Raw genomic sequence first — 24,411 nt, 5'->3', positions numbered from 1 at the left:
GGACTCTTCACCTGGGCACAACTGTCGAATATCCACGAACCGGTCAACTACACGCGCAAAATCGTCGGCTTCGACACCTTCGAAGGCTTCCCCAGTGTCAACGTCGTGGACAATCAGGGCAGCCTGCACAGCCAGCCTGGCGACATCTGCGGCAGCCCACTGGAAGAGCTCAAACGTTCTGTCGAGAAGTACAACAGCGAGCGCCACCTGGCACACATCCCGAACGTCGAGGTGGTCAAAGGCGACTTCACCCAGACCGCCGCGCAGTATCTCGAAGCCAATCCGCACACCATCATCGCCCTGCTCTACCTCGACTTCGACCTGTACGAACCGACGAAGAAGGCACTGGAGCTGTTCCTGCCCCGAATGCCAAAAGGCGCCATCGTCGCCTTTGACGAGATCAACTGCGAGTCGTTTCCGGGCGAGACGCTGGCCCTGCAGGAGATCGTGGGGATCGGTACGCATGAGATCCGGCGGTTTCCGTTTGAGCCGTGGGTGTCGTATATGGTGCTTTGAGGGAAACGGCAGGCGAGGACAGCAATAGCTGAAGCGCTGCATAGCTCCCTACTGCACAGCCTAGGTGCTGTGCAGTAGGGGTGCTACCGTTCATTGGGATTTTTTTTTGCGGCATCACCCAGTGGGTGCAAACCACGGTTGCCTGGCATGGCCGGCACGAAAGGCTGCTACTCGGCCTTAGCTGACGTTCATGTTCGAGGCATCAATGTCTGTTTGTAATTGCATTGTAGACACTAACGCCCAGGTTAACTGGCACAGGAGCGCGAAGCTCGGAGGATACCAACATTGGCCATGGCCAGTCTTGGCGTCCGCTTGACCGACCAGTTAGGCGCTGCATAGGTGATTACTGCTGAGGCCGGCGCCCGGCAAGCGGGTCCACGGGTACAAGCTTACCTGTGGCTGTCTCGTAGGTCACGAGGATCGTGCCACTAGTAATGGGCGCGTTTTTGAAAATTGTTACCACGCCCTCAGCCATATCGCCGTCATAGGTGCTTTGCACAAGATCCAGAAACTTTGAAATGGCGATTTCATATTCAGTCTGCTCAATGGGGCGTGGAATTAACAGCTTTAGGCGAACACCATCAGGCGCTTCAGCGACGACGGAAAAGAACAGCGAATACGGCTGGTCTTCTGATGATTTGCCTTGTGTTGCTACAATATTCACATCAGGAGCTCGTGGACCAGCAAACCGTTCATAAAGCTTATTGAACCCCTTTTTGAGTAAATCGTAGTGATCTTTGCCCATTTCTTTGAGGAATGAATCAAAGTACGGCTTTGCAACATATGCAAGCACTATCGTGGGCATTAGCCATTCGACACCGGCGAAGGGTACCCCAGAAGCGCGAGTCTCTCGTCTAAATATCAAGCCAGGCACACTGATTGATTCTTCGAATTCTTGGAATAAAGCATTCGGTATTTGGTCTTCGTGAAGCACGCCGATGTGTAATTTCATATTTCTTAGCGCCTAATGTTGGAGTTCAGTGGACGGCAAAAACACAGATTTTGACGGTCCGCTGGAACGACTGGTTATGGCCGTAAGCAGTCATGCTACAACGTTGTCATGAATGACTGCAATGGCCGACCAACTGACGGTGCTGCAGCATGGTCGGTAGTAGTTCGGCTAAAGCAGTTACAATGCTGTTGTTCTAGCATGCCTGCTGTCGGCCACTAGCCGCCGTTCACGTGCGGCGTCCTTCAGACATGCAAGCGTAAGCAATAACCTGAAACCAGCCATCCAATCGCGAATGATGAACATTCGGGAGCCGGCGATCGCGGACGCTAGCTTGAAAGCACATGGGACGATCGCGCAATCACCCTGCCGGTCCCCGCAGAGACACGCGGCGTGCGTACATCTCGAACCGGAAAAGGCAACGATGCTGCGTCAGTCTGCGCACTGAATCAAATCCACGGAGATGGGGGATAACATGAACGAACCGGAAAGCGCGATGATGACGCGCTCACAGGTATCCTCCATGACCTCTCTAGCGATGACAAGATCCGAGGTCCAGCATAAAGCCCGCTTCCTTCGGGGATCGGGCTTTATGTCACGACCACAACCCGTGCGTGCGGCCGTGAGAAAATCTGGCCACTTTCTTTTTTCAATTATTTCAAGCAAAAGCACATGGCTGCAAACAAGTTCGAACTGTCTCTGCTTCAAGCCGTTAGCGACTGGCAACGCAGCTCCACGGAGAAGCGGGCTGCAGCGCTCAAGGAGCAATGCGCCTCGCTCCCGGCGAAATTCCGGACAAGTGTGAAACGCTGCTACCGTCAGGTCGGCCTGACGAAGGGCTTCGTATGGGGTCTGATCGCCGACGACTGCCTCAGGGAGAAGGTGTCGTCATGGACGCTGAGCTATCCTGTTGCCATGACCTTTAAAAATGGGGTGCCGCCTCAGGGAGGTGACTACCAGGGCGTGATCGTGGTGATCGAGAGGGCGGCACCCGCGCAGATCATCGTTAACATCAACCGTCTGTACCAGGATCGTAATTTTCTGGCTGCCATGGAAGCGAATAAGGCGTCGATCACCGGCTACGGGGAAGGCGCGGGTCGCTATAAAGGGAGTCAGCGGGAAATCGTGATCGAGATGGACACGGTCAGCAAAAGTCAGATTCGCTCACTCGGCGGCCATTCAAGTGACCTCGACGAATTGACGACACTCGCCCACATGAGCATCTATTCCCAATTCGGTCGCCTCGCTACGCCGCAGGAGCTGGCGCACCTCAGGTCCCTCGTTGGTCCGAGCTGGCTTTCTCAGGCAGCCACCAGTCGCGTTCTGGATCGCATGGCAGTCCACACAGAGATTCTACAGGAAGTGAAGCGGCTACAGGCACTGGCTGGTGCCGAAACGGCGATCTGAACGACGACGTGCTGAGGAAAAAAAGAAGGCGTCAGACCCGCTCCCCGGAGGGAGCGGGCTTATGTCCGCTCAGACGCGCCGCAGCTATCAGGCGAACACTGGCGTGGCTTTAGGGCATTGCGCACCTTTCCTTCAGCATTTCGCAATACCGGGGTATCGTGATGCTGGATATCCTTCCCGAGTGGCCGGTATGGTTCCGCGCGCAAAGCTCAGATCTCGTATAGCCTAACCGGCCGATATGGGTCGAAAGTGTTCGTTCCCAAAGTCTGAAAGTAGCCCTTCGGCGACGGTGTAACGGAAATGGCCGGAATTTGGCCCTTAACGGCCACTCAGGGCAGATGCCGTGGAGGACCGCTTAGGCCGACTTCCGACCGGTGGTCTCCGCAACATCGGCAATCTTGCCCTCGCTGGCATGGTGGCCAAGCCACCATACAGAGGGAAGGCGAGAGGTCATTAACGCTTACTGGCCCACTCCTGGTGCAGCACTTGAATTGACCTTCGTCGGCGGGAAGGAAGACGAGCACCACAGCACGTGCGAGGTCATAGAACTGCCCACACCTGTGGGGAAAATCCCCAAAGCACTCAAGGCACGATCCTGCTTCCCTCTACTTGCCCCTGAACAAAGTCAGCCCAGGCCTGCAAAATGAGCCGACGTTGCTCGGCATACTCTGCACGGTTGTACACGCCCTTGATACCAGGGATCTTGTGGGCAAGCGCTTTCTCTATGGCATCGGATGGATAACCCATCTCATGCAGGTGAGTCGAAGCGGTGCGACGGAAGTCATGCAGGACAAAGTGCTGTACTTCCAGTGCCAGGGCCCGGATGGCCTGGTTCAACGTGCTGCTGGAAATCGGACGGTCTACCGCCCCGCGAGAGCTGGGGAACAGATAGGCAGATTGGCCAGACAGATTTCGCAGCTCTTGCAACAGATCTTTGGCTTGTTGTGACAGATAGACCCGGTGAGGTCGGTCTCTTTTCATGCGTTCGGCCGGAATGTCCCAGACCCCGGCCTCAAGGTCGACCTCTTCCCACTTCGAGTTTGTCAGCTCGGTTTTACGCACCATCGTGATGGCCAGAAGGTGAAGGGCCAGTTTCAGCGACCGGCGAATATCCGAGGCATACACCCCTCGCAGGACCTCACCAACCTCTTTTCCAGACAAAACCCGAGTCCGGCTTTCTTCCGTTGCGATGAAGCGAGCCACTAGGGAGGCAGCGGGGTTGTAGTCCACCAACTGCCTGGCGATAGCAAAGTCATACATCCGCTTGAGTACATTGCGGGTGAGTAGCGCCATTTTGGGTGCTCCACGGGACTTGATCCGGTCACACAGCTCAAGGATGTCAGCGGGTTTTACCTCTCTCAGAGGCATGTCACCCAGTCTGGGCAAAACGTCCTTGGCCAGAATGCGTCGCATGGTCGACTGGTAACTATCAGACTTGCCTGGTAACTGCTCAGCAATCCATGCCTCTGCAAAAGCAGCAACCGTGTTCAGCTGCTCAAGCTTGTCTTTCTGCACTGCTCGTTTGGGTGACTCCCCGTTAGCCACCAGAGCAGCCCAGGCATCCCTCTGCCTGCGGGCAGCAGCCAGGCTGATATCCGGATAGCTACCGATGGTCAGTGCCGGCTGGCGGACACCGTACTGTTGGTAGCGGTATCGCCAGATTCTGGAACCACTCGGCATGACTTCCAGCAACAGCCCACCGGTATCGCTAACCCGGTAACGTTCAGCCCGGGGCTTCAGCGCCTTAATTTTGGTATCGGTCAGCGGGGTAGACTGGCGTGGCATGGCAGCTCTCGGTTACTCACTCGTAGGTACACAATAACCAAAACCCAGTTATTTGTGTACCAAAGCGTGTACCTAAAGTGGCTGGATGTCCACGGACATACCGGGATTCCGCAGGACAAATAGGCCTACTATCTGCTGGTTTTCACAGAATTTATGGATGCCCCGGGACCCCAGGGGACATCAAATTATTTTCCGATGCAGAACCGGCTGAAAATCACCCCGAGCAGGTCGTCGGCCCGGAACTCGCCGGTGATCTCCGACAATGCCTCCTGCGCGCGGCGCAGGTGCTCGGCGAACAGCTCGGCGGCCAGCCCGTAGGCGTCCTGGGCGGCGTCCAGTTCCGCGCTGGCGCGACGGATGGCGTCGAGGTGGCGCTCGCGGGCCAGGTACAGGCCCTCGCGTTCGCCCTGCCAGCCGATGGCATCGAGCAGCACATGGCGCAGCACGTCGACCCCCGCCCCCGAGCGGGCCGACAGGTGGACGATCTGATGGCCGTCGCCTTCGCTCAGGCCGGCGGCCTCGCCGCTGAGGTCGATCTTGTTGAACACGACCACCCGCGGCAGGCGGTCCGGCAGGCGGGCGAGGATGGCGGCATCGTCGGCGGTCACGCCGTCGCGACCGTCGATCAGCAGCAGCGCCAGATCGGCCTGGTCCACGGCGGCCCAGGTACGTTCGATACCGATTTTTTCCACCACGTCGGCCGTGTCGCGCAGACCGGCAGTGTCGATGATGTGCACCGGCACCCCGTCCAGCACCACCTGTTCGCGCACGGTGTCACGAGTGGTGCCGGCCACCTCGGTGACGATGGCGACCTCGTCGCCGGCCAGCGCGTTCATCAGACTGGACTTGCCGACATTCGGCTGGCCGATCAGCACCACCCGCATGCCCTCGCGCAGCAGCGCACCCTGACGGGCGGTGGCCAGCACGCCATCCAGGCGCGAGCGCACTGCCGCCAGCCGGCCCAGCGCATTGGCCTTTTCCAGCCACTCGACGTCGTCTTCCTCAGGGAAGTCGAGCGTGGCCTCGGTCAGCATGCGCAGCTCGATCAGCGTGTCGACCAGCGCATTCACGTCACGCGAGAACGCCCCCTTCAGCGACATCAGCGCCGAGCGTGCGGCGGCCTCGCTCTGCGCATCGATCAGGTCGGCCACGCTTTCGGCCTCGACCAGATCGAGCTTCTCGTTCAGGAACGCCCGCTTGGTGAACTCGCCCGGCTCCGCCAGCCGCGCGCCCAGTTCCATGCAGCGCGCCAGCAGCATCTTCAGCACCACCGGGCCGCCGTGGCCCTGCAGTTCGATCACGTCCTCGCCGGTAAACGAGTTCGGCCCCGGGAAGTACAGCAGCAGTCCGCTGTCGATGGCGCGGCCATCGGCGTCGACAAAGTTGGCATACAGCGCCCGGCGCGGCAGCGGCGACTTGCCGCCGGAAATGACCTGGGCGAACGCTTGCAGCGACGGACCGGACACACGGATGACGCCGACGCCGCCCCGCCCGGGGGCGGTGGCGACGGCGGCGATGGTTTCGGGGGCGTAGAGGGTGTTCATGGTCTTATTGTTTCATGGGCCGTGCGGCACGGCACAAGGAAATGAATGGCAAACGCCCGTTCCGGCAAGGGAACGGGCGTTTGCGGTCGCGCCGGTCAGACCGGCGCGCGGACGTCACGCATCAGGAGTTTCGCTCGACCGCAGCGGCCTTCTCGATGTTCTTGTTGACGAACCACTGCTGGGCGATCGACAGGATGTTGTTGGTCAGCCAGTAGAGCACCAGGCCCGACGGGAAGAAGAAGAACATCACCGAGAACGCCAGCGGCATGATCTTCATCATCTTCGCCTGCATCGGATCGGTCGGCGGCGGGTTGAGGAAGGTCTGCGCGAAGGTGGTCGCAGCCATCAGCACCGGCAGGATGTAGAACGGGTCCGGACGGGTCAGGTCATGCACCCAGCCGAGCCACGGCGCCTGACGCAGTTCCACCGACGCCAGCAGCGCCCAGTACAGGCCGATGAACACCGGGATCTGCACCACGATCGGCAGGCAGCCGCCGAGCGGGTTGACCTTCTCGGCCTTGTACATCTCCATCATCGCCTGCTGGAACTTGGCACGATCGTCGCCGAACTGCGCCTTCAGACGTTCCATGCGCGGCGCAAGCGCCTTCATCTTCGCCATCGAGCGGTAGCTGGTGGCCGACAGCGGATACAGCACCGCCTTGACGATGACCGTCAGCAGCACGATCGCCCAGCCCCAGTTGCCGACCAGGCCATGCAGGGTCTGCAGCAGCCAGAACAGCGGCGTGGCGATAATGGTCACCCAGCCGTAGTCCTTGGTCAGTTCCAGACCCGGCGCGGTAGCCTTCAGCACCCTGGTCTCTTCCGGACCGGCATACAGCGGCACCGAGATGGTCTGCGTCGCCCCCGGTGCGATGACCGGCAGGTTGACGACCACGCCGGCCGAGTACAGGCCGCCCGCAACCGGCTTCAGCTCGAACTGGCAGCTCTGGGCGTTGATGCAGACGCTCTTGCCGTCGGTGGTCTTGAGGATCCACGCGCTGGCGAAGTAGTGCTGCAGCATGGCCACCCAGCCGTTGTCCGAGTTCTTCTCGTAGCTGGCCTTGTGCTTGTCCAGGTCCTCGAAGGCCACCTTCTGGAACTTGCCGGCGTCGGTATAGACCGCCGGGCCGGTGAAGGTGTGCGCGAAGCGGCCTTCGCCTTCCGGTGCCTTGCCGTCGCGCAGCAGCCGGTAGTAGGCGCTGGCGGGCAGCGGCCGGCCGGTTTCGTTATGGATGTCGTAACGGACGTCGATCAGGTACGAGCCACGGGTGAAGGTGAAGGTCTTCCTGACCTGCACCCCGTTTTCCGGCGGCGCAACCAGCGTGACCGACACGCTGTTCTGGCCATCGGCCAGCGTGTACTGGGTCTTTTCGACGCTGAACACGGTCTTGTGCGTCGGCAGGCCGACCACCGGCGACAGCAGGCCGCTCTGGGCGACATAGGTGCGTCCCCCCTGGTCAGTCAGCAGCGTCAGCGGCTTGGACGGGTCGTCGACCGAACCCTGTTGCAGCAGGTCCAGGCTGCGGACATCGCCACCGGCGGTATCGATGCGCGCGCGCACCATGTCGGTGGTGACTTCCACGCTCTGGCCCCTGGCCAGGTTCGCGGACGCGTCAGCCGTCGCAGCCGGTGCGCCGGACGTCGTCGTCACGCCGGATGCGGTATGCGTCGTCACGACGGCGGGTTTCGGCGCAGGCTTCGGCGCAAAGTATTCCTGCCAGACAAACAGGAGGCCGAAGGACAACGCGATGAAAACGATAAGACGTTTGGTATCCATCTCGTAACCGGGTGAGGGATTCAAGGAACCGGGTCGTAGCCGCAGCCGCCACCAGGGCGACAACGGCCGAGCCGTTTAAGCGCCAGCCAGCCACCCTTGCGCACGCCGTATTTCCGGACCGCCTCGATCGCGTACTGCGAACAGGTGGGCTGGAAACGGCAGCGCGGCGGGATCAGCGGACTGATGGCCAATTGGTAGAAACGAATCAGCGCGAGGACGATACGCGACATGTCGACAACCTGGCAAACAAAGCCGCTAACGCCTGCTCCACCTCGGCACGTTCGGCGGGACCGAACGCCGTTCTGGCGCGGACGACAAAGTCGAACGACGTCAGGCGGGCCGGGTGCTGGCGAAAGATCTCGCGGACTGAGCGCTTGATGTAGTTGCGGCGTACTGCCCGCTTGGCCGTCTTCTTGCCGACGACCAGCCCCAGCCGGGCATGCCCGAGCGTGTTGGGACTGACGTAGACCTGAAACCAGGCGTTGGTTCGCATCTGGCGCAAACGAAAAACGGATGAAAATTCATCCGTTTTCAGCAGACGCTGCGCGCGGCGAAAGCGAAAGGCCACGGGGCCTGAACGCTTAGACGGCCAGGCGCTTGCGGCCCTTGGCACGGCGGGCGCCAATGACGCTCTGACCACCACGGGTCTTCATACGGACGCGGAAGCCGTGGGTGCGTTTGCGCTTCACGACGGACGGTTGGAAGGTGCGCTTCATCTCGATACCCTATGTTCGGAACAGAAAATAAACGAGAGATTACAGCCGGAGATCGCTGTCTTGTCAACCATTTAACGGATTCATGGCTGTGGATAACTTCCCGGTTACAAGGTAGAATGCTTGATTGACCGGCGGTATGCCACAACACCTGCCGATTGTTTCCCCGCGTTCCCGTAACGCCGAACGTTTGCCAATGACCGATCTCTCCGCCTTCTGGCCACAGTGCCTGGCCCGTTTCGAGGCCGAGCTGTCGCCGCAGCAGTTCAACACCTGGATCAAGCCTCTCGTCTGCGTCGTCAGCGACGAGGGCGTGGTGCTGTACGCGCAAAACCGCTTTTCGCTCGGCTTCGTCAAGGACCGCTTCCTGGCCCGCATCGAGACCCTGGCGGAGGCGCTGTTCGGCGACGCCGTGTCGGTGGAACTGCGTATCGGCGGTGCCGCCGCCACGACGGCCCCGGGCGAAAAAGCCCCGCGCCGCGCCGCCGTCAGTTCGGAAACCGGCGACGTCCAGATCCCGGCCGAGTCCACCCACACCCAGCAGCCACGGATGACCGCGCCCAAACCGGCCATCGGCGGCGGGCACGAAAGCACGCGGCTGAACCCGGCCTTCACCTTTGAAAGCCTGGTCACCGGCAAGGGAAACCAGCTCGCCCGCGCCGCTGCGCTGCAGATCGCCGACAATCCCGGTGATTCGACCTACAACCCGTTCTTCGTCTACGGCGGCGTCGGCCTCGGCAAGACTCACTTGATCCAGGCCATCGGCAACCACGTATTCCAGAAGAACCCGCAGGCCAAGATCCGCTACATCCATGCCGAGCGCTACGTCGCCGACATCATGCGCGCCTACCAGCACAAGGCCTTCGACGAGTTCAAGCGCTACTACCACTCGCTCGACCTGCTGCTGATCGACGATATCCAGTTCTTCGCCGGCAAGAACCGGACCATGGAAGAGTTCTTCTACGCGTTCAACGCGCTGCTCGAAGGCGGCAAGCAGGTGATCATGACCTGTGATACCTACCCGAAGCAGATAGAAGGCATGGACGAACGCCTGATCTCGCGCTTCTCGTGGGGCCTGACGGTCGAGATCCAGCCGCCTGAGCTGGAAATGCGCGTCGCCATCCTGATGAAGAAGGCCGAGGCCGACAACCTGAAGCTCGGCAACGATGTGGCGTTCTTCATCGCCCAGAACGTGCGTTCGAACGTGCGCGAGCTTGAAGGCGCGCTGAAGCGCGTTGTCGCCTATTCGCGCTTCTCGAACCAGCCGATTTCGCTGGAACTGGTCAAGGAAGCGCTGAAAGACATCCTGGCCGCCGGCAACCGGCAGATTTCCGTCGACAACATCCAGAAGACGGTTGCCGACTACTACAAGATCAAGCTGTCCGACATGCACAGCAAGAAGCGCAGCCGTGACATCGCCCGGCCGCGCCAGGTCGCGATGGCGCTGGCCAAGGAATTGACGCCGCTGAGCCTGCCGAATATCGGTGATGCCTTTGGCGGACGGGATCACACCACGGTGCTGCATGCGTGCCGCACCGTGGCCGACTTGCGCGAGTCGGACAGTGACATCTCCCGCGATTACAATGTTCTGCTCCAGATGTTGCGCAACTGAGCCCCCTGAATTCCATCTCCAGACGAGGAGTCAACTGACATGCAGATTTTGCAAGCCGATCGCGACGCCCTGCTAAAACCGCTCCAGGCCGTCACCGGCATCGTCGAGCGGCGCCATACCTTGCCGATTCTGGCCAACGTGCTGATCGAAAAGAAAGGCGACACGCTGACCTTTCTCGCGACCGACCTGGAAATCCAGATCACCCACGCCAGCCCGGACTCACTGGCCGGTGGTGACTTCCGCCTGACCACCTCGGCGAAGAAATTCTCGGACATCCTGCGCGCCATCCCGGATCACCAGACCGTATCGCTCGATCATGACGACGGCCGCCTGACGGTCAAGGCCGGCAAGAGCCGCTTCAACCTGCAGACGCTGCCGGCCGACGACTTTCCGCTGCTGTCGGTGTCGCACGACGCCCAGGCCAGCCTGACGCTGGCGCAGAAGGAATTCAAGGCGCTGCTGTCGCAGGTCCAGTACGCGATGGCGGTGCAGGACATCCGTTATTACCTGAACGGACTGCTGTTCGTGACCGACGGCAATCTGGTCAAACTGGTGGCCACCGACGGCCACCGTCTGGCGTTCGCGCAGACCACGGTCGAGGCAAACCTGCCGAAGGCCGAAGTGATCCTGCCGCGCAAGACCATCCTCGAACTGGCCAAGCTGCTGGCCGACAACGACGAGGAAATCCAGATCGAGCTGCTGGCCAACCAGGTGCGCTTCGCCTTTGGCGGCACGGTAATCATCAGCAAGGTCGTCGACGGCAAGTTCCCGGACTACAACCGGGTGATCCCGCTCGACAACGACAAGATTTTCCTGATCGAACGCCAGGCATTCCAGCAGGCGCTGGGCCGGGCGGCGATTCTGGCCAACGAGAAGTTCCGTGGCGTCCGCATCGCCCTGCAGACCGGCAAGATGTCGATCCAGTGCAACAACAGCGAGCAGGAAGAAGCCGAGGAAGAACTGGAAATCGGCTACGTCGGCGACAGCCTGGAGATCGGCTTCAACATCGCCTATCTGCAGGATGCGCTGGCCGCGCTGCACGTCGACACGCTGCAGCTGGCCTTTGGCGATGCGAACCGCAGCACGCTGGTGACCATCCCGGAAAACCCGAACTTCAAGTACATCGTGATGCCGATGCGCATCTAGCCCGCCGTCAGACCATCGACAGCATCGAGCAGGTGTGGCGGCGGATTTTCCGCCCCGCCCTGCCCCAACCGCCCGGGCTCTGGTCAACGACCCGGGCGATGTATCGCCTGAGCGGGCAGCCGCCAGGCACAAGGACAGCAACGGACAGACCGCGGTGAACGCAGGCGGGGCGCAGTGCCCGGCCGTCGCAACGACCATTGCGGAATCCCGGCGGGGCCTGCCCCGCCAAGCCACGGACGCCCGCGCGCTGTCCATGAACAACCGACCGAATCGAGTAGAGTGATGAGTGAACAGGAATACGGTGCAGACAGTATCAAGGTGTTGAAGGGGCTGGACGCGGTACGCAAGCGTCCTGGCATGTACATCGGCGATACCTCGGATGGCACCGGCCTGCACCACATGGTGTTCGAGGTGCTGGACAACTCCATCGACGAGGCGCTGGCCGGCCACGCCGACACGGTGCGCGTCACCATCAACCCGGACAACTCGATCTCGGTCGAGGACAACGGCCGCGGCATCCCGACCGACATCCACACCGAAGAAAACCGCTCGGCAGCCGAAGTCATCATGACCGTGCTGCATGCCGGCGGCAAATTCGACAACAACAGCTACAAGATCTCCGGCGGTCTGCACGGCGTCGGCGTGTCGGTGGTCAACGCACTGTCCGACTGGCTGCGACTGAAGATCTGGCGTGACGGCAAGGTCCATGAAATGGAGTTCCGCCATGGCGAACCGGTCGCACCGCTGAAGGTCACCGGCCAGACCACCCATCGCGGCACCGAAGTCACCTTCTACGCCAGCCAGGAAATCTTCGGCACGGTCGAGTTCCATTACGACATCCTCGCCAAGCGCATCCGCGAACTGAGCTTCCTGAACAACGGCGTCGGCATCACGCTGGCAGACCGTCGCAACGGCAAGGAAGAGAACTTCGCCTTCTGCGGCGGCGTGGCCGGCTTTGTCGAGTACATGAACCGCAACAAGACCGCGCTGCACCCGAAGGTGTTCCACGCCATCGGCGAGAAGGAAGGCATGACGGTCGAGGTGGCGATGCAGTGGAACGACTCCTATCAGGAGAACGTCCAGTGCTTCACCAACAACATCCCGCAACGCGACGGCGGCTCGCACCTGACCGCACTGCGCCAGGTAATGACGCGAACCCTCAACCAGTATATCGAGCACAACGAGATCGCCAAGAAGGCCAAGGTCGAGACCAGTGGTGACGATATGCGCGAAGGCCTGACCTGCGTCCTGTCGGTCAAGTTGCCTGATCCGAAGTTCAGCTCCCAAACCAAGGACAAGCTTGTCTCCAGCGAAATCAGTCCGGTGATCAACGAAATCATCGGTCAGACGCTGTCCGAGTTCCTGCTCGAAAACCCGGTCGACGCCAAGATCGTCACCGGCAAGATCGTCGAGGCCGCCCGTGCCCGCGAAGCGGCGCGCAAGGCGCGTGAAATCACCCGCCGCAAGGGGGTGATGGACGGGCTCGGCCTGCCGGGCAAACTGGCCGACTGCCAGGAGAAGGACCCGGCGCTGTCCGAACTGTACCTGGTGGAGGGCGACTCCGCCGGCGGCTCGGCCAAACAGGGCCGCGACCGCAAGTTCCAGGCCATCCTGCCGCTGAAGGGCAAGATCCTCAACGTCGAGCGCGCACGCTTCGACAAGATGATCGCCAGCCAGGAAGTCGCCACGCTGATCACCGCCATGGGCACCTCGATCGGCAAGGACGACTACAACCCGGACAAGCTGCGCTACCACCGCATCATCATCATGACCGACGCCGACGTCGACGGTGCCCACATCCGCACGCTGCTGTTGACCTTCTTCTACCGGCAGATGCCGGAGCTGGTCGAACGCGGCCACATCTACATCGCCCAGCCGCCGCTGTACAAGCTCAAGCACGGCAAGCAGGAGCGCTACCTGAAGGACGACAGCGAACTGAACCAGTTCCTGCTCGAACTGGCGCTCGACAATGCCCGCCTGATCCCGCGTGAAGGCGCCGACCCGATCAGCGGTGACGCACTCGGTGCGCTGGCACGCCAGTTCCTGGTCGCACAGGCAGTCATCGAACGCGAAAGCCGCGTCATCGACACGCTGGTGCTGAATGCCCTGCTGCACGTGCCGAGCATCAGCCTGGAAACCGAGGCCGACACCCGCGCGGCCATCGCCGCGCTGACGCCGGTGCTGGCCGAGTCGCCGATCTCGCTCGAAGCCGTCCATGACGAGAAGAACGACGGCTGGCTGGTGCGCATCATCCGCCACCTGCACGGCAACGCGATCACGACCTACCTCGACCAGAGCTTCATCGACAGCGCCGACTACGCGCAGGTCAGAAAGACCAGCGACATGCTGGCCGGCCTGATCGGCCCCGGCGCCGCCATCAAGCGCGGCGAAACCGCCGGCCGCCTGGTCGCCAGCTTCGACGAGGCACTGAACTGGCTGATGAACGAAGTCCGTCGCGGCATCAATATCCAGCGCTACAAAGGCCTGGGCGAGATGAACCCGGCCCAGCTGTGGGATACGACCATGGACCCGACCGTGCGCCGCCTGCTGAAGGTGCGCATCGAGGACGCCATGGCGGCCGACGACGTGTTCACCACGCTGATGGGCGACCAGGTCGAACCACGCCGGGCCTTTATCGAGAGCAATGCGCTGATTGCGCGGAATATTGATATTTGAGGGTGCTGTTGTAGGTTTCCACGATCGATGAAGAAATTTCCATGATCGATGAAAAAACCAAAAAGAAGCCCGCCTAAAGCGGGCTTCTTTGCTTTTTAAATTTTCACCGTGAAAAAATCATTAAATAAAAATGAATGCGACAGGACAATAGCTGCTCAATTGAGCGGCTATTGTCTTTATATCTAAATAAAAATATGAACCCAACCATTCATATACACACAAATATCTAATAAATAAAACAATCAAATATTCTGTATACAGAATCTGAAAATAAAATAAACAGACCTCTCTATTGTCAAGAAAGGCCCAGCATATTAAATTTCTCGCTTGAACATTCAGACCCAGTCAGCTATTTGCCAGATAAGCACTGCCGCACCTTAGCTCGGGTCATTTTAAAAAGGAGACGCGAAATGTAAAAACGGGACGACCCCTTTACCTAAGCAAGAGCCCGCCCCGTCTGGTGGTGAGGTTGACACCCCACTAATGAGTTCGCACCTCCAGTATCGTCAGCCTCCTACAGTCGGTCAAGCCCTCTTGCGTCCAATTTTTCGATAGCTCGCGAATTGGCAGGGGTGCTTGCGCCCTGTCGATTCGCAAATCGAGAGGCTGACATGAAAACCACTTTCCACAGCACCGGCTTCCAGCCGGCCTGGCGGTCGGGCACGCACACGCCGGCTCGCCAAGTCGTCGCCCATACGGGCGGCATCGTCCGCGGCAAGTTTCCCTCGGTCAAAGCAGGCCGAATGGTGGCGTTCGAATCTCTGCTCGAACGGGATGCTCTGTATTTGTGCGACTTTTCCGAGTCGGTTACAGACATCCGCGAACAACCGTTCACGCTCCCCTTCACCGATGGCACACGAGTCAGGCGCTACACCCCGGATTTCGCCCTGAAACTGGAGGACGGCTCGACCCTCGTGCTTGAGGTCAAGCCGGCAGCCAAGCTAACCCAGCCTGATCTGGCCCAAACCTTTGCATTGATCCGCAATGAAATGCGAGCCACTAACCAGCGCTTCCGCATCCTGACGGATGACGCCATCCGTCGCGAACCCCGGCTTGGCAACCTCAAACTGCTGCATCGCTATTTGTCGACCCCTTTGCCGGAACCGGTGCCCCGCGTACTCCACCGGTCTTGCCCCAACAAAACGCTGGAAGAGTGGGGCCAATCTCTGGGCGGCTTGCCCTATGCCCTCGCGGCCATTGCCCACAGCCTGCTGATCTTCGACTGGAGCCAAGAGCTCTGCCTCAGCACACCAGTTTTCGCACCCAGCCAAGGAGATGCTCATGTCCAGAATTTCCTTTGAGACCGGCAAGGCCATGCTGCTGGACGGTCGCCGATACCGGATTGCCCGTGCCATCAACGGTGAGCAGTTCACCCTAGAGGACATGGAGTCCTTAATGCTGCAGCAGTACAACAAAGGCGAGCTACTGGCTCTGTATGACGAACATCGTCTACAACCCGGCACATCACTGGAGTCCCTCGACAGACAAACAGAGACAATCAACCGGCGTACGTCACAACCGTTTTCTGCCTTTCCTGAACCCTTGCAGGCGGCGGCTCTACGACGGAAACACTATCTGGATGAGCTGACGTCATTCGGACCACCCAACTGGTCATCCACCGTCATGTCAGAGCGAATTGCCCTGATAAGTAAAAAGCTGGGAGATCCCACCCCGCCCAGTTGCAGCTCACTGTATCGCTGGTACCGTCGCTACAGCAGCGGCAACCAAGATGCCCGTACTCTCGTGCAGCTTATTCGCTGCTCTGGTTCCTACGGCTGCAGATCTCCCATTGAGGTCCAGGAAGCGCTCGTGGATCTCATTCAAACCCGCTTCCTAGAGGGGCCCGGGTGCTCAATCAGGGATATTCACGACAGCCTGCGGGCACGGATCGATCAACTGAACCGCCTGCGATCACCCAACGATCAACTCCGTATACCCAGTTACAACACGGTGCGCCGGGCGGTGCAGACCATCCCCGAGTACGAAAAATCACTTGCCCGAAACGGCAAGGAATACGCCAACAACGAGTTCCGCACTAGCCTGGCGGCACCAAAGTCAAAGTTCATACTGGAACGGGTAGAAATCGATCACACTCCACTCGATCTGTTTGTAGTCGACGACAAAACCTGGCTACCGCTGGGTCGCCCGTGGCTGACGCTGGTCATCGACCACTACAGCCGGATGGTGCTGGGGTTCTACCTTGGTTTCTCGCCCCCCAGCGTCGAATCGGTATTCGGCTGCCTGCGTCATGCGGTGCTGCCGAAAGGGAATCTGCAGGAGCGTTATCCGCGGGTTGAGCACGACTGGCCCTGCTATGGTTTGCCGGACACGCTGATCTGCGACAACGGGCTGGAATTCCATTCGCAGTCACTGGAACAGGCTTGCTTCGAGCTATCAATCTACCTGCAGTTCTGCCCCAAAAAGAAGCCCTATTTCAAGGGGCGGGTGGAACGCATGCTGGGCTCGGTGGCCAGCCAGTTCGCCCATGCCCAGCCCGGTACGTCCTTCGCCAACTGGCTGGAGAGGCACGGCTACGATCCGGTCAAGGAAGCAGTCGCCACCTTCGACGAGCTGCTCCATGCCCTGCACATCTGGATCGTCGACATCTACGCCCACAGCTATCACCGCGGGCTCAAGACCACCCCCTACGCCAAATGGCGCGACAGCCAGCGCCTGACCCCGATCGAACTACCCGAGCGTAGCCGCCTCGATGTCGCCCTGTCCCACGCGACGGAGCGGGTACTTGGCCACTACGGGGTCGAATTACACGGACTGCGCTACAACTCTCGAGCCCTGTTCCCGATCCGGCATCGGCATGGCACCCGGGTCAAGGTGATGGTGCGCTATTCGGTGGAAGATCTGGGCCAGATCCATGTCATCGACCCCGATTCCGGCAAGGCCATTGCGGTGCCGGCGGTTGAATTCGAATACGCTAACGGCCTGCGGCTGGCCCAGCACCAGCTGATCCAGCAGGGCTTGAAGGAAAACGGGCAGGGAGAAACCGACCATTCCGGATTGGCCGCCAGTAAGGAGCGCCTGCGTAACACCATTGGCGAAGCCTTCCGCAGCAAGAAGCTGGGCAAGCGCAAATGGGCCGCGCAAAAGGCTGGCATCCATTCGAATACCCGCTCAACGCTGGTGGAACGTCAGGACGACGAGCCGCCGACTCCTCCAGAGCCGGTGCTTCAGTTCACCCCACGCCCGCTGCCGACCCGGTTCAACCCGGATGATCAGGGGGACCGATCATGAGTACCGCTATTGCTCATATCAACCAGATCAAACGACTGGAAAATGCCCGCATCTATTACCCTGCTTTCCAGCGGGCGATGGACAAGTTGGCTCGAGCCCATCAACTCTCCCTTGAGGGTGCTGCGCCCAGGAACCTGCTATTGCTCGGCCCCTCCGGGGCCGGCAAAAGCACGACGCTGGAGACTTATCGGCGGCAACACCCGTCGGAGGAACTGGCCGAAAACCGCCGGATCCCCGTGCTGTATGTACGGGTACCGGCCGCACCAACCATGCGCAGCTTCGCCGAGGAGATCCTGATCGCCATCGGTGAGCCGATGTACAGCAGCGGCACCACCACCGAAAAAACCGCCCGCATCGTACGACTGCTGAAGGCCTGCCAGGTCGAGATGGTGATGATCGACGAGTTCCATCACTTCCTCGACCGAGGCAAGCGGGCGAGTGCGACCGACGTGTCGGAGTGGATGAAGGTATTGATCGACACGCTGCGCATCCCAGTCGTGCTGGCTGGGCTGCCGCAGTCGGAAGAACTGCTGCGGATCAATGAACAGCTGCGCCGACGCTTCGCCGCCCACTGCCTGCTGGCACCGCTCGAGCTGGAACAGGGTGACGGGCAGTCCGAGTTTGCCGACGTGGTGTTCTCGCTCGATCCGTTGACCGGAGAGAACGGCACCTCGGGCCTCGCCACCAGCGAGCTGCTGCCTCGGTTGCACTACGCGACCAACGGGCTGATCGGCTATCTGAGCAGGCTGCTGGTGACCGCCACCGAGATCCGGCTGGCTGGCAATTACCGGCAGATCGAGCCCTGGATGCTGGAACAGGCCTTTACCGAGGCGATCTGGTCCGGCGGCACCGGCAAGCTGAACCCGTTCAACCCAGCGTTTGTGTTCCGGCGGCTGAACAAACGCGGCGAGCCGTTCGAACCCACCGTGTTCAACTCCCCCCGTCATCGCCCCAAACCGGCCTCCCAGTAACAACCTTGGCCCCCTCCCTCACCCGGAGGGGGATTTGCCATGCCTGAAATTTCTTACCATTTACCTTCGCGGCCCCTGCCTCAGCCGCGTGAAAGCACGCTGGGTTACCTGCTCCGCCTAGGGGATCGCAACGGCCATCGCAGCCTGGCCTGGGTCGCCCAAATCCGCCGGCAGCACAGCCGGCCCGACGTCACCCTCCACCAGTTCCTGCAGCTGACAACCGGTCATCCTGAACCCTCGCTACACCAGATCTACGGCCCCTCACTTCCAGCATTGCAACCTGCCCCATCTCACCTGTTGGGCCTCAAAACCCAATTCTGGAACAGCGAACACCGGCGCTGGTGTCCTGCCTGTCTACGTGAATCCGGCTACTGGAAAGCAGAGTGGCAGCTGACCCTACAGATTGTTTGCCCTGAGCACGGCAAGTTGCTGCAAGAGCACTGTCCGGGTTGCCACAAGCCTCTGCGCTGGCATGGAGGCGAGCTGTTTCATTGCTTCTGTGGTCAGGATCTGCGGCAGGCTCGTACTCCCCAGGCAGACGGCCCGTTGCAGGCACTGGGCCAGCTGATCTCTGCGGCCTTCGTGACCTCCACTGGCGGTGAACCGGCAGCCACCGCCTTGCAGCAGGACTGGCCGTCCGAGTTGGCCACACTGCACCTGACCCGGCTCTGTGAGCTGCTATGGAGCCTTGGCTGCTACGCCACCTTCTCCACAGTCACCAAGCCGCAGAAGGTCCAGCGGCACCACCATCTAAAGGTGCTGCTGCCGATTCTGGCCAATACCGCCCGATTGCTGTCTAACTGGCCTGCAGTGTTTGACACGTTCCTGCAGGAACGAGTCCAGCCCGGCCGCGAGTACGCGCTGTCCTTGCGCCAGTTTCTTGGCCAGCAACTAGCGTGGCTGCACAGGACACTGGCCCATCCAGAGTTCCATTTCGTCCGGCAGGAACTGGAACGCTTCATCGCGCTGCACTGGAAAGGCCGGATCACCGACCGCCACCATTTCATCAGCCATGGCGTCAAACAGCGTCACCCGGTGATCAGCGTGGTCGAAGCCAGCCAGCAATCCTGCCTATCTCGTGACAAGCTAGTGACCTTGGTACAGCAAGGAGCACTGCAAGGCTGGTCCGCCGACCACCACGGCAGGCGGGATTTCCTGATGATTAGCCGCACTTCGCTGGAGCAGTTTCTCCTGGCCAGTGGCGGGATGCTAAACCTGATCGACAGCGCCGCCTACCTGGGCGTCAGCAAGGGCCGGCTGAAGCTGTTCGTCGAGCGAGGACTGATCAAACCCACCTATCGTCCCAGCGGTGGCAAAAACGATCCGGTGCAGTGGATGTTCCAGCAGCAGGTGCTGGACACCTTCCTGACCAGTGTCCAGGTCAATGCCCATGCCACCCCGGACTGCGGCAGCCTGATCTCGATCGACCAGATTTGCCGTGGCTACACCCGTAACGGGGCCGGCATGGTAGAGCTGTTGCAGGCCATCCAGCAGGGTGACCTCAAGATGATCGGACACAACCCGGCCAAGGTCGGCATCGGCGGGCTATTGCTGTCCCGCCAGAGCTTCCGGCACTGGTTCGAGCAACGCCAGCCAGAGAAAACCGTGTTCTCACTGGCCGGTGCCGCTCGTTATCTCGGGATCAAGGAGCATGTGCTGTACTGGCTCCGGGACCGTGGTCTAATATACGATTGGCATCAAGCAGAATCAAAAAGAATGACAAGCATTCACAAGGAGACGCTGGATCGGTTTCGGCAACGCTATGTGTGGGGACGGGAACTGGCTGAGTTGAGTGGCTATGGCCGCCAGTCCGCCTCAAGAGCACTGATCAATCGAGGGGTCTGGCCTGTGAGTGGGCCAAGGACCGATGGCGGCATTACCTACGTGTTTTTACGGGAAGATCTAGAACATTACCTTCGTGTAGAGCGTGGGTAGGCCGGCAAAAACTGTCATGCTTACATGATCTATAGCAACTGCAGTTCCCCATTGTCAGGACACTCCAAGCATATGGTTACAACCAATCATCAAGCAGCCGTCACAGGGGACGAGGTAGAACTCGCAGTCATTCAGGCCCGGGCCCTTGCGCAGCAGCGACAAGAACAACGCGAGGCACAACGCAAGCGGATGCATGCGCGGGTCGCCGGCTTGCTGTGCGGCAAGCGCACAGGGCCAGTGGTGGCTCGCTATGCCATGAAGCAGGTAGCAAAGTGGCGCAACAAACAGCTATGCAGCCGCGATTTCATCGACGCATGGACCGAACTGCTCAAACATCCCAAACGGGCTGCCGCCCTGCTGCGGGAAGATTCACCACGAGCAGTACGCTTGCGCCAGAACACGCCATTTGCATCCTACTTGGGGCCTCGAGATAAATGAATTCTGCGCCGACGTTGAGCCGAAAACCATCGGCCCAGCCGATGTAATACTGTACAGGCGATCACCTGGAATTCTCGAGGTCAGGCAGCCCCATGCAGTTTGAGGCAACGACCTGTTAGGTTGAACAACCTCTCCGGAGGGATGGGACAAGCCCATGTTTTCCTTTATGGTTAGTTCATGCCAATAGTATTTTTATGGGTTACCATAATCCGACACGGCGACACCATGACAGAGGGACTCAGGTAAATGTTCACGCCTCAGGGAGAAAATGACTTATCACATAGCAGGGTAACCGAAACCGGGCACGTATACCGAGATGCGCTTCGGCTCCTCTGCATCCTAGTTCAAGGTAGTGAATCCATTGATAAGCCATTCGAGGGATGGGACTGCGTTTTCCTCGGTGAAAAACGGGCCCTGGCAATCGATTTCTGGCTTCGTTATCCCGACTATCTTGCTGACCAGCTACTCAATCTTTACGTGCAGACTGGTGATGTGTCGACATTGGAAGCTGCCGAACAGATCTTCGACAACAACGAACCAGACATCCGTATCGTCAAGATGATTAGGTGGCGACGAGGGGCATACGACGACTTGCAGACCTCCCTCTCTGTTTTGTCGTATCGAGGCCTCGTGCGCACCATGAAGCGGAAACTTCCGACAGGCGGCTACCAGTTCGAATACCTCACAGGTCCCAAAGCGCGCGAATTTTTGAAGAACGCCGTCGTGGAGCAGCCAAGCTTGAGATGGTATGAAACTCAGGCACAGCTTGCTCTGTTGGTTGCTCAAGGTAAAAGCGGTAGTGCGCTCAAGGATATTCATTACGCCGAAGAAGAGTACGCCACGACGCCTTTCGGGGCGATGATCCCGTCGATCAAGAACAGGGTACTCGCTCGAATCGCCGAAATCAGGGGAGATTAGAATATGGAAAACAACCCACTTTCGATGACTGTCACTGAGTGGTATGCGGCAATTGCGACTGAAGCCGACACGACAGCGGAAACTGTCACCACCATCCTAGATACATATGGGGTCAAACCACAGTCGGTACTACCACGCGCGCGGACGCTGAACATCAAGGCGATTCACCTTGAAGGGCTGAAGCACACGAAAGAAGCTGTAAAGCGCTTTTCGTTTGAATGGTCCGAACTGAGCGACGGCATTTGGGCACTGCTTTCGCAAGGGAACTCCAAGGGGAAGTCGAGCATCCTGTCAACCATCAAAGCCGCATTGCAGGGCCGGTTCCCAGGCAATATCAAGCGTGACGTGTGGAGCTGGATCGACGCACTACGCCTGACCTTTACCATTGACCACGTCTGCTATTCGATCTCGCTCCAAAAAGAAGCTGGCGAAACCGACCCGGCCAAGGCGGTCGCCATCCTGGTACGCCGCCAAGATGATGCGGAGGTTAGCCTTTATCAGGGACCCGCCGGGGATGGGCTGAAGGATGCAATGGAAGACTTGTTCATGGACGAGTTAGGTTTTGATCACTTTCATGCCTACAAGAAGGCAAAGGACGTCGTGGTCGAGCACGGCTGGCCGGCGATGTCCTCTGCGTTTTTTATTGCAGGGCCAGGACCGGCCATCTTTGGCGATCACACCGAGGATGGCCTGCCCATCCGCCTCATCCAATTGTTTATTGGATTGCCATGGATATCGACCTATACGGCAATATCCACTGCACTCAAGCGCATGCAAAACGCACACCAAAAGGCGGCCACGCAAGCGGCCTCAGCTAAGGCCAAAACAGCAAGCCGAGCGGAGGAACTCAACCAGCAACTAGAGGCACGGCGTAACGAATTGGCCAAACTACCCGATCGTAGCAAACTACGGTCTGAACTCGGCAAGCTCGATGGCGCGCTTGCTCGCGCGCAGGCAGATGTCACGGCGTTACGAAACAAGCTGACAGCTACCCGCACAATTGCACAGGAGACCGCTGTTGCCTTTACAGAGACCCGCCGGCGCCTACAGCAAGCCAAGGATGAGGTTGCGGCCGGCTATGTGTTCCGTAAATTGAAACCAGTGTGCTGCCCTGCATGTGAGACAGGCTTCGCACCAGGTCGATTTGAAGCCGCCGAAAGCACGGCCTGTGGGCTTTGCGGGAATACCAATGTGCAGGACACCGAAGATAGCGGCACGAGCATGGCTGCCATCGAAGCCGCGGTACAGGATGCCGATGCTGCGAGAAAGACCGCAGGCGCGGCTGTCCGCGCCGCCGAGGCAATACTGGAACAAGCGGAAGCGTCTCGTGGGATGTATTTAGGAGATATCCAAGCGATTGAACAGATTTTAACTAGCTCGGATAACAACGACGCACTGCAGCTGGAAATCGCTAAGCTCGAGGGCCGACTAGAAGAACTAGGGGCCTCTACCACCGGTGAGTTGGAAGCTGCGGGTTCACCAAGTAATGAAGCACTACGGATTATTCAATCCGCAGAGAAACTCACAAAAGCCATGATGGACGCGCTCCAAACGGAACTCATGTCAGAGTTAGAAAGAGAGGTCTTCGGGCTAACCGAGCGCTTCGGAGTGCGCAACCTTGAATCCTTCTCCTTCAAAGCCCACAAGATGGCCATGACTCAGGGAGGGGTAGAGACAACATTCTCAGGCCTAAATAGCGGCGAGAATCTGCGCATGCGTGTTGCTACCGCGCTGGCAACGCTGAAAGTTGCACGCTCGCGTGGGTTTGGTAGACACCCTGGCTTGATCGTCCTCGATTCCCCTGCGGCTTCCGAAATGAGTCCTGAGGATTTTACGGCCCTGATTGATGCTGTCAGTACTACGGTAGAGGAGATTCCAGGAATACAAGTTCTCGTCGGCGCAGTGCTTCGCCCTGAGCTTGAGCCGGTGATCCCCTCCACGCATCGTCAGGTCGCATTGGGGACGGCTGGGCTCTTCTAAGGGGACAAAAATGGGCAACCTAGCCTATCAATTTATTGAGGCAAGCCGTTGCGGCGAGTCCATCAGGCTAGAGGGCCACTCCGCGACAGAGCTCGCAGCCTTAACGGCTGATCTTGCAGATACACCAGAGTCCGCCGAGCTTTTCCGCGCCCTCAGCGACAGCCGTTCAGCAGTCTGCCTGACGGAAGCAGTAAGCTTGGTCAACAACGCAACAGACCCAGGAGTGGTTGCCGAAATCGTTCGGTTTTTCACCGCAGCCACGCCTCAGGATGAAGACTTTATCCGTCGCCTCCATACCACACTGCTGGAAAAATCGGGGAGCAGCGGTCTCCACCATGCGACCCGCTCACAGTCACTTCTTGGGGCTCTCTATTTATCGCAGAAGCGGCCCCCCCTCCAGAGGAGGCTACAAGCTCATCTGCTCGATATCGATCTCAAAGATGATGAAGAATATCTGCGCCATGTTGACCTTCCCCCCTGCAGGTATACCAAGCATAAGTTAGCATGAAGGCCAAAGGAGCCTCTCATGCGGAAGTCTCGATTCACTGAAGCGCAAGTCATCGCCGTCCTGAAGGAAGCGGAGGCCGGTCTTCCGGTCACGGAACTGTGCCGCAAGTATGGTATTTCTGATGCCACCTTCTATAACTGGCGCAACAAATTTGGCGGTATGGAGGTGTCGGAAGCCAAACGACTGAAACAGCTGGAGGAAGAGAACGCCCGATTGAAACGTCTGGTCGCCAATCAGGCACTCGACATCGAAATGCTGAAGGAAGTCCTCGGAAAAAACTGATTCGG

At 59.4% G+C, this 24,411-nt stretch carries 20 protein-coding genes and 1 pseudogene; 14 read left to right on the top strand and 7 right to left on the bottom strand.

What is annotated here, in order from left to right:
- Nucleotides 1–516: TylF/MycF/NovP-related O-methyltransferase (locus tag Q352_RS0119230; protein WP_028500709.1), on the top strand; the 516-nt coding region annotated here is incomplete at its 5' end.
- Between the two features lie 343 nt (nt 517–859).
- Here the strand turns inward: Q352_RS0119230 and Q352_RS22085 are convergent.
- Nucleotides 860–1,468, bottom strand: a complete 609-nt coding sequence (locus tag Q352_RS22085; RefSeq protein ID WP_028500708.1) for a hypothetical protein — start codon at nt 1,466–1,468, stop codon at nt 860–862.
- 669 nt (nt 1,469–2,137) lie between these two features.
- Here Q352_RS22085 and Q352_RS22080 point away from each other — a divergent pair.
- The gene (locus Q352_RS22080) at nt 2,138–2,872 is read left to right on the top strand and encodes a hypothetical protein (RefSeq protein WP_036387028.1); all 735 of its coding nucleotides are present in this window, start codon (nt 2,138–2,140) and stop codon (nt 2,870–2,872) included.
- A gap of 582 nt (nt 2,873–3,454) precedes the next feature.
- On the opposite strand, the gene Q352_RS0119210 is transcribed toward Q352_RS22080, so the two are convergent.
- The 6 genes from Q352_RS0119210 to rpmH all read right to left on the bottom strand — a co-directional run bounded on the left by Q352_RS0119210 (nt 3,455) and on the right by rpmH (nt 8,694).
- Nucleotides 3,455–4,657, bottom strand: a complete 1,203-nt coding sequence (locus Q352_RS0119210) for a tyrosine-type recombinase/integrase (protein ID WP_028500707.1) — start codon at nt 4,655–4,657, stop codon at nt 3,455–3,457.
- A 185-nt stretch (nt 4,658–4,842) separates the two neighbouring features.
- Nucleotides 4,843–6,201, bottom strand: coding sequence for a tRNA uridine-5-carboxymethylaminomethyl(34) synthesis GTPase MnmE (mnmE, locus tag Q352_RS0119205; RefSeq protein WP_028500706.1), 1,359 nt, complete (start codon nt 6,199–6,201; stop codon nt 4,843–4,845).
- Nucleotides 6,202–6,322: 121 nt separating this feature from the next.
- Nucleotides 6,323–7,978, bottom strand: a complete 1,656-nt coding sequence (yidC, locus tag Q352_RS0119200; RefSeq protein WP_028500705.1) for a membrane protein insertase YidC — start codon at nt 7,976–7,978, stop codon at nt 6,323–6,325.
- 20 nt (nt 7,979–7,998) lie between these two features.
- Nucleotides 7,999–8,208 (bottom strand): membrane protein insertion efficiency factor YidD, encoded by a 210-nt coding sequence (gene yidD / locus Q352_RS23140; RefSeq protein WP_028500704.1) that lies wholly within the window; start codon nt 8,206–8,208, stop codon nt 7,999–8,001.
- Complete coding sequence (gene rnpA, locus Q352_RS0119190) at nt 8,184–8,546, bottom strand: ribonuclease P protein component (RefSeq protein WP_028500703.1); 363 nt, start codon at nt 8,544–8,546, stop codon at nt 8,184–8,186. The genes yidD and rnpA overlap by 25 nt, the downstream gene beginning before the upstream one ends.
- A gap of 13 nt (nt 8,547–8,559) precedes the next feature.
- Nucleotides 8,560–8,694 carry a 50S ribosomal protein L34 gene (gene rpmH, locus Q352_RS0119185; RefSeq protein ID WP_028500702.1) on the bottom strand — a complete coding sequence of 45 codons (135 nt, stop codon included), beginning with the start codon at nt 8,692–8,694 and terminating at the stop codon, nt 8,560–8,562.
- A gap of 193 nt (nt 8,695–8,887) precedes the next feature.
- Here rpmH and dnaA point away from each other — a divergent pair, with 193 nt between their 5' ends.
- The 12 genes and pseudogenes from dnaA to Q352_RS0119125 all read left to right on the top strand — a co-directional run.
- A complete protein-coding gene (gene dnaA, locus Q352_RS0119180; RefSeq protein WP_028500701.1) occupies nt 8,888–10,303 on the top strand; it encodes a chromosomal replication initiator protein DnaA in 1,416 nt (471 codons plus the stop codon).
- Nucleotides 10,304–10,342: 39 nt separating this feature from the next.
- Entirely contained in the window at nt 10,343–11,449 is a 1,107-nt protein-coding gene (dnaN, locus tag Q352_RS0119175; protein WP_028500700.1) for a DNA polymerase III subunit beta, read from the top strand.
- Between the two features lie 282 nt (nt 11,450–11,731).
- A complete protein-coding gene (gene gyrB, locus Q352_RS0119170; protein WP_028500699.1) occupies nt 11,732–14,125 on the top strand; it encodes a DNA topoisomerase (ATP-hydrolyzing) subunit B in 2,394 nt (797 codons plus the stop codon).
- 611 nt (nt 14,126–14,736) lie between these two features.
- Entirely contained in the window at nt 14,737–15,426 is a 690-nt protein-coding gene (locus Q352_RS22540) for a TnsA endonuclease N-terminal domain-containing protein (protein ID WP_051529107.1), read from the top strand.
- Nucleotides 15,407–17,374, top strand: a complete 1,968-nt coding sequence (locus tag Q352_RS22070; RefSeq protein WP_169735669.1) for a TnsB C-terminal domain-containing protein — start codon at nt 15,407–15,409, stop codon at nt 17,372–17,374. Before Q352_RS22540 ends, Q352_RS22070 begins: the two co-directional genes overlap by 20 nt.
- A complete protein-coding gene (locus Q352_RS0119155; protein ID WP_036387027.1) occupies nt 17,371–18,345 on the top strand; it encodes a TniB family NTP-binding protein in 975 nt (324 codons plus the stop codon). Before Q352_RS22070 ends, Q352_RS0119155 begins: the two co-directional genes overlap by 4 nt.
- Nucleotides 18,346–18,384: 39 nt before the next feature.
- Nucleotides 18,385–20,280: a TniQ family protein gene (locus Q352_RS0119150; protein ID WP_084300428.1), complete on the top strand. Its 1,896-nt coding sequence runs from the start codon at nt 18,385–18,387 to the stop codon at nt 20,278–20,280.
- Between the two features lie 72 nt (nt 20,281–20,352).
- Nucleotides 20,353–20,718 (top strand): hypothetical protein, encoded by a 366-nt coding sequence (locus Q352_RS23690; RefSeq protein ID WP_156952623.1) that lies wholly within the window; start codon nt 20,353–20,355, stop codon nt 20,716–20,718.
- A gap of 246 nt (nt 20,719–20,964) precedes the next feature.
- Nucleotides 20,965–21,636, top strand: coding sequence for a hypothetical protein (locus tag Q352_RS22065; RefSeq protein ID WP_036387026.1), 672 nt, complete (start codon nt 20,965–20,967; stop codon nt 21,634–21,636).
- 3 nt (nt 21,637–21,639) lie between these two features.
- On the top strand, nt 21,640–23,616 hold the full coding sequence (locus tag Q352_RS0119135; protein WP_156952622.1) for a hypothetical protein: 1,977 nt from the start codon (nt 21,640–21,642) through the stop codon (nt 23,614–23,616).
- A 10-nt stretch (nt 23,617–23,626) separates the two neighbouring features.
- Nucleotides 23,627–24,124 carry a hypothetical protein gene (locus tag Q352_RS23685; RefSeq protein ID WP_156952621.1) on the top strand — a complete coding sequence of 166 codons (498 nt, stop codon included), beginning with the start codon at nt 23,627–23,629 and terminating at the stop codon, nt 24,122–24,124.
- 18 nt (nt 24,125–24,142) lie between these two features.
- Nucleotides 24,143–24,400: pseudogene (locus Q352_RS0119125) on the top strand (transposase); the annotation flags it as partial.
- Nucleotides 24,401–24,411 lie beyond the last annotated feature (11 nt).

It is taken from the genome of Microvirgula aerodenitrificans DSM 15089 (assembly GCF_000620105.1).
Classification (GTDB): Bacteria; Pseudomonadota; Gammaproteobacteria; order Burkholderiales; family Aquaspirillaceae; genus Microvirgula; species Microvirgula aerodenitrificans.
The sequence above is the reverse complement of the archived record's forward strand: the minus strand, read 5'-3'. Positions and strand labels throughout refer to the sequence as shown.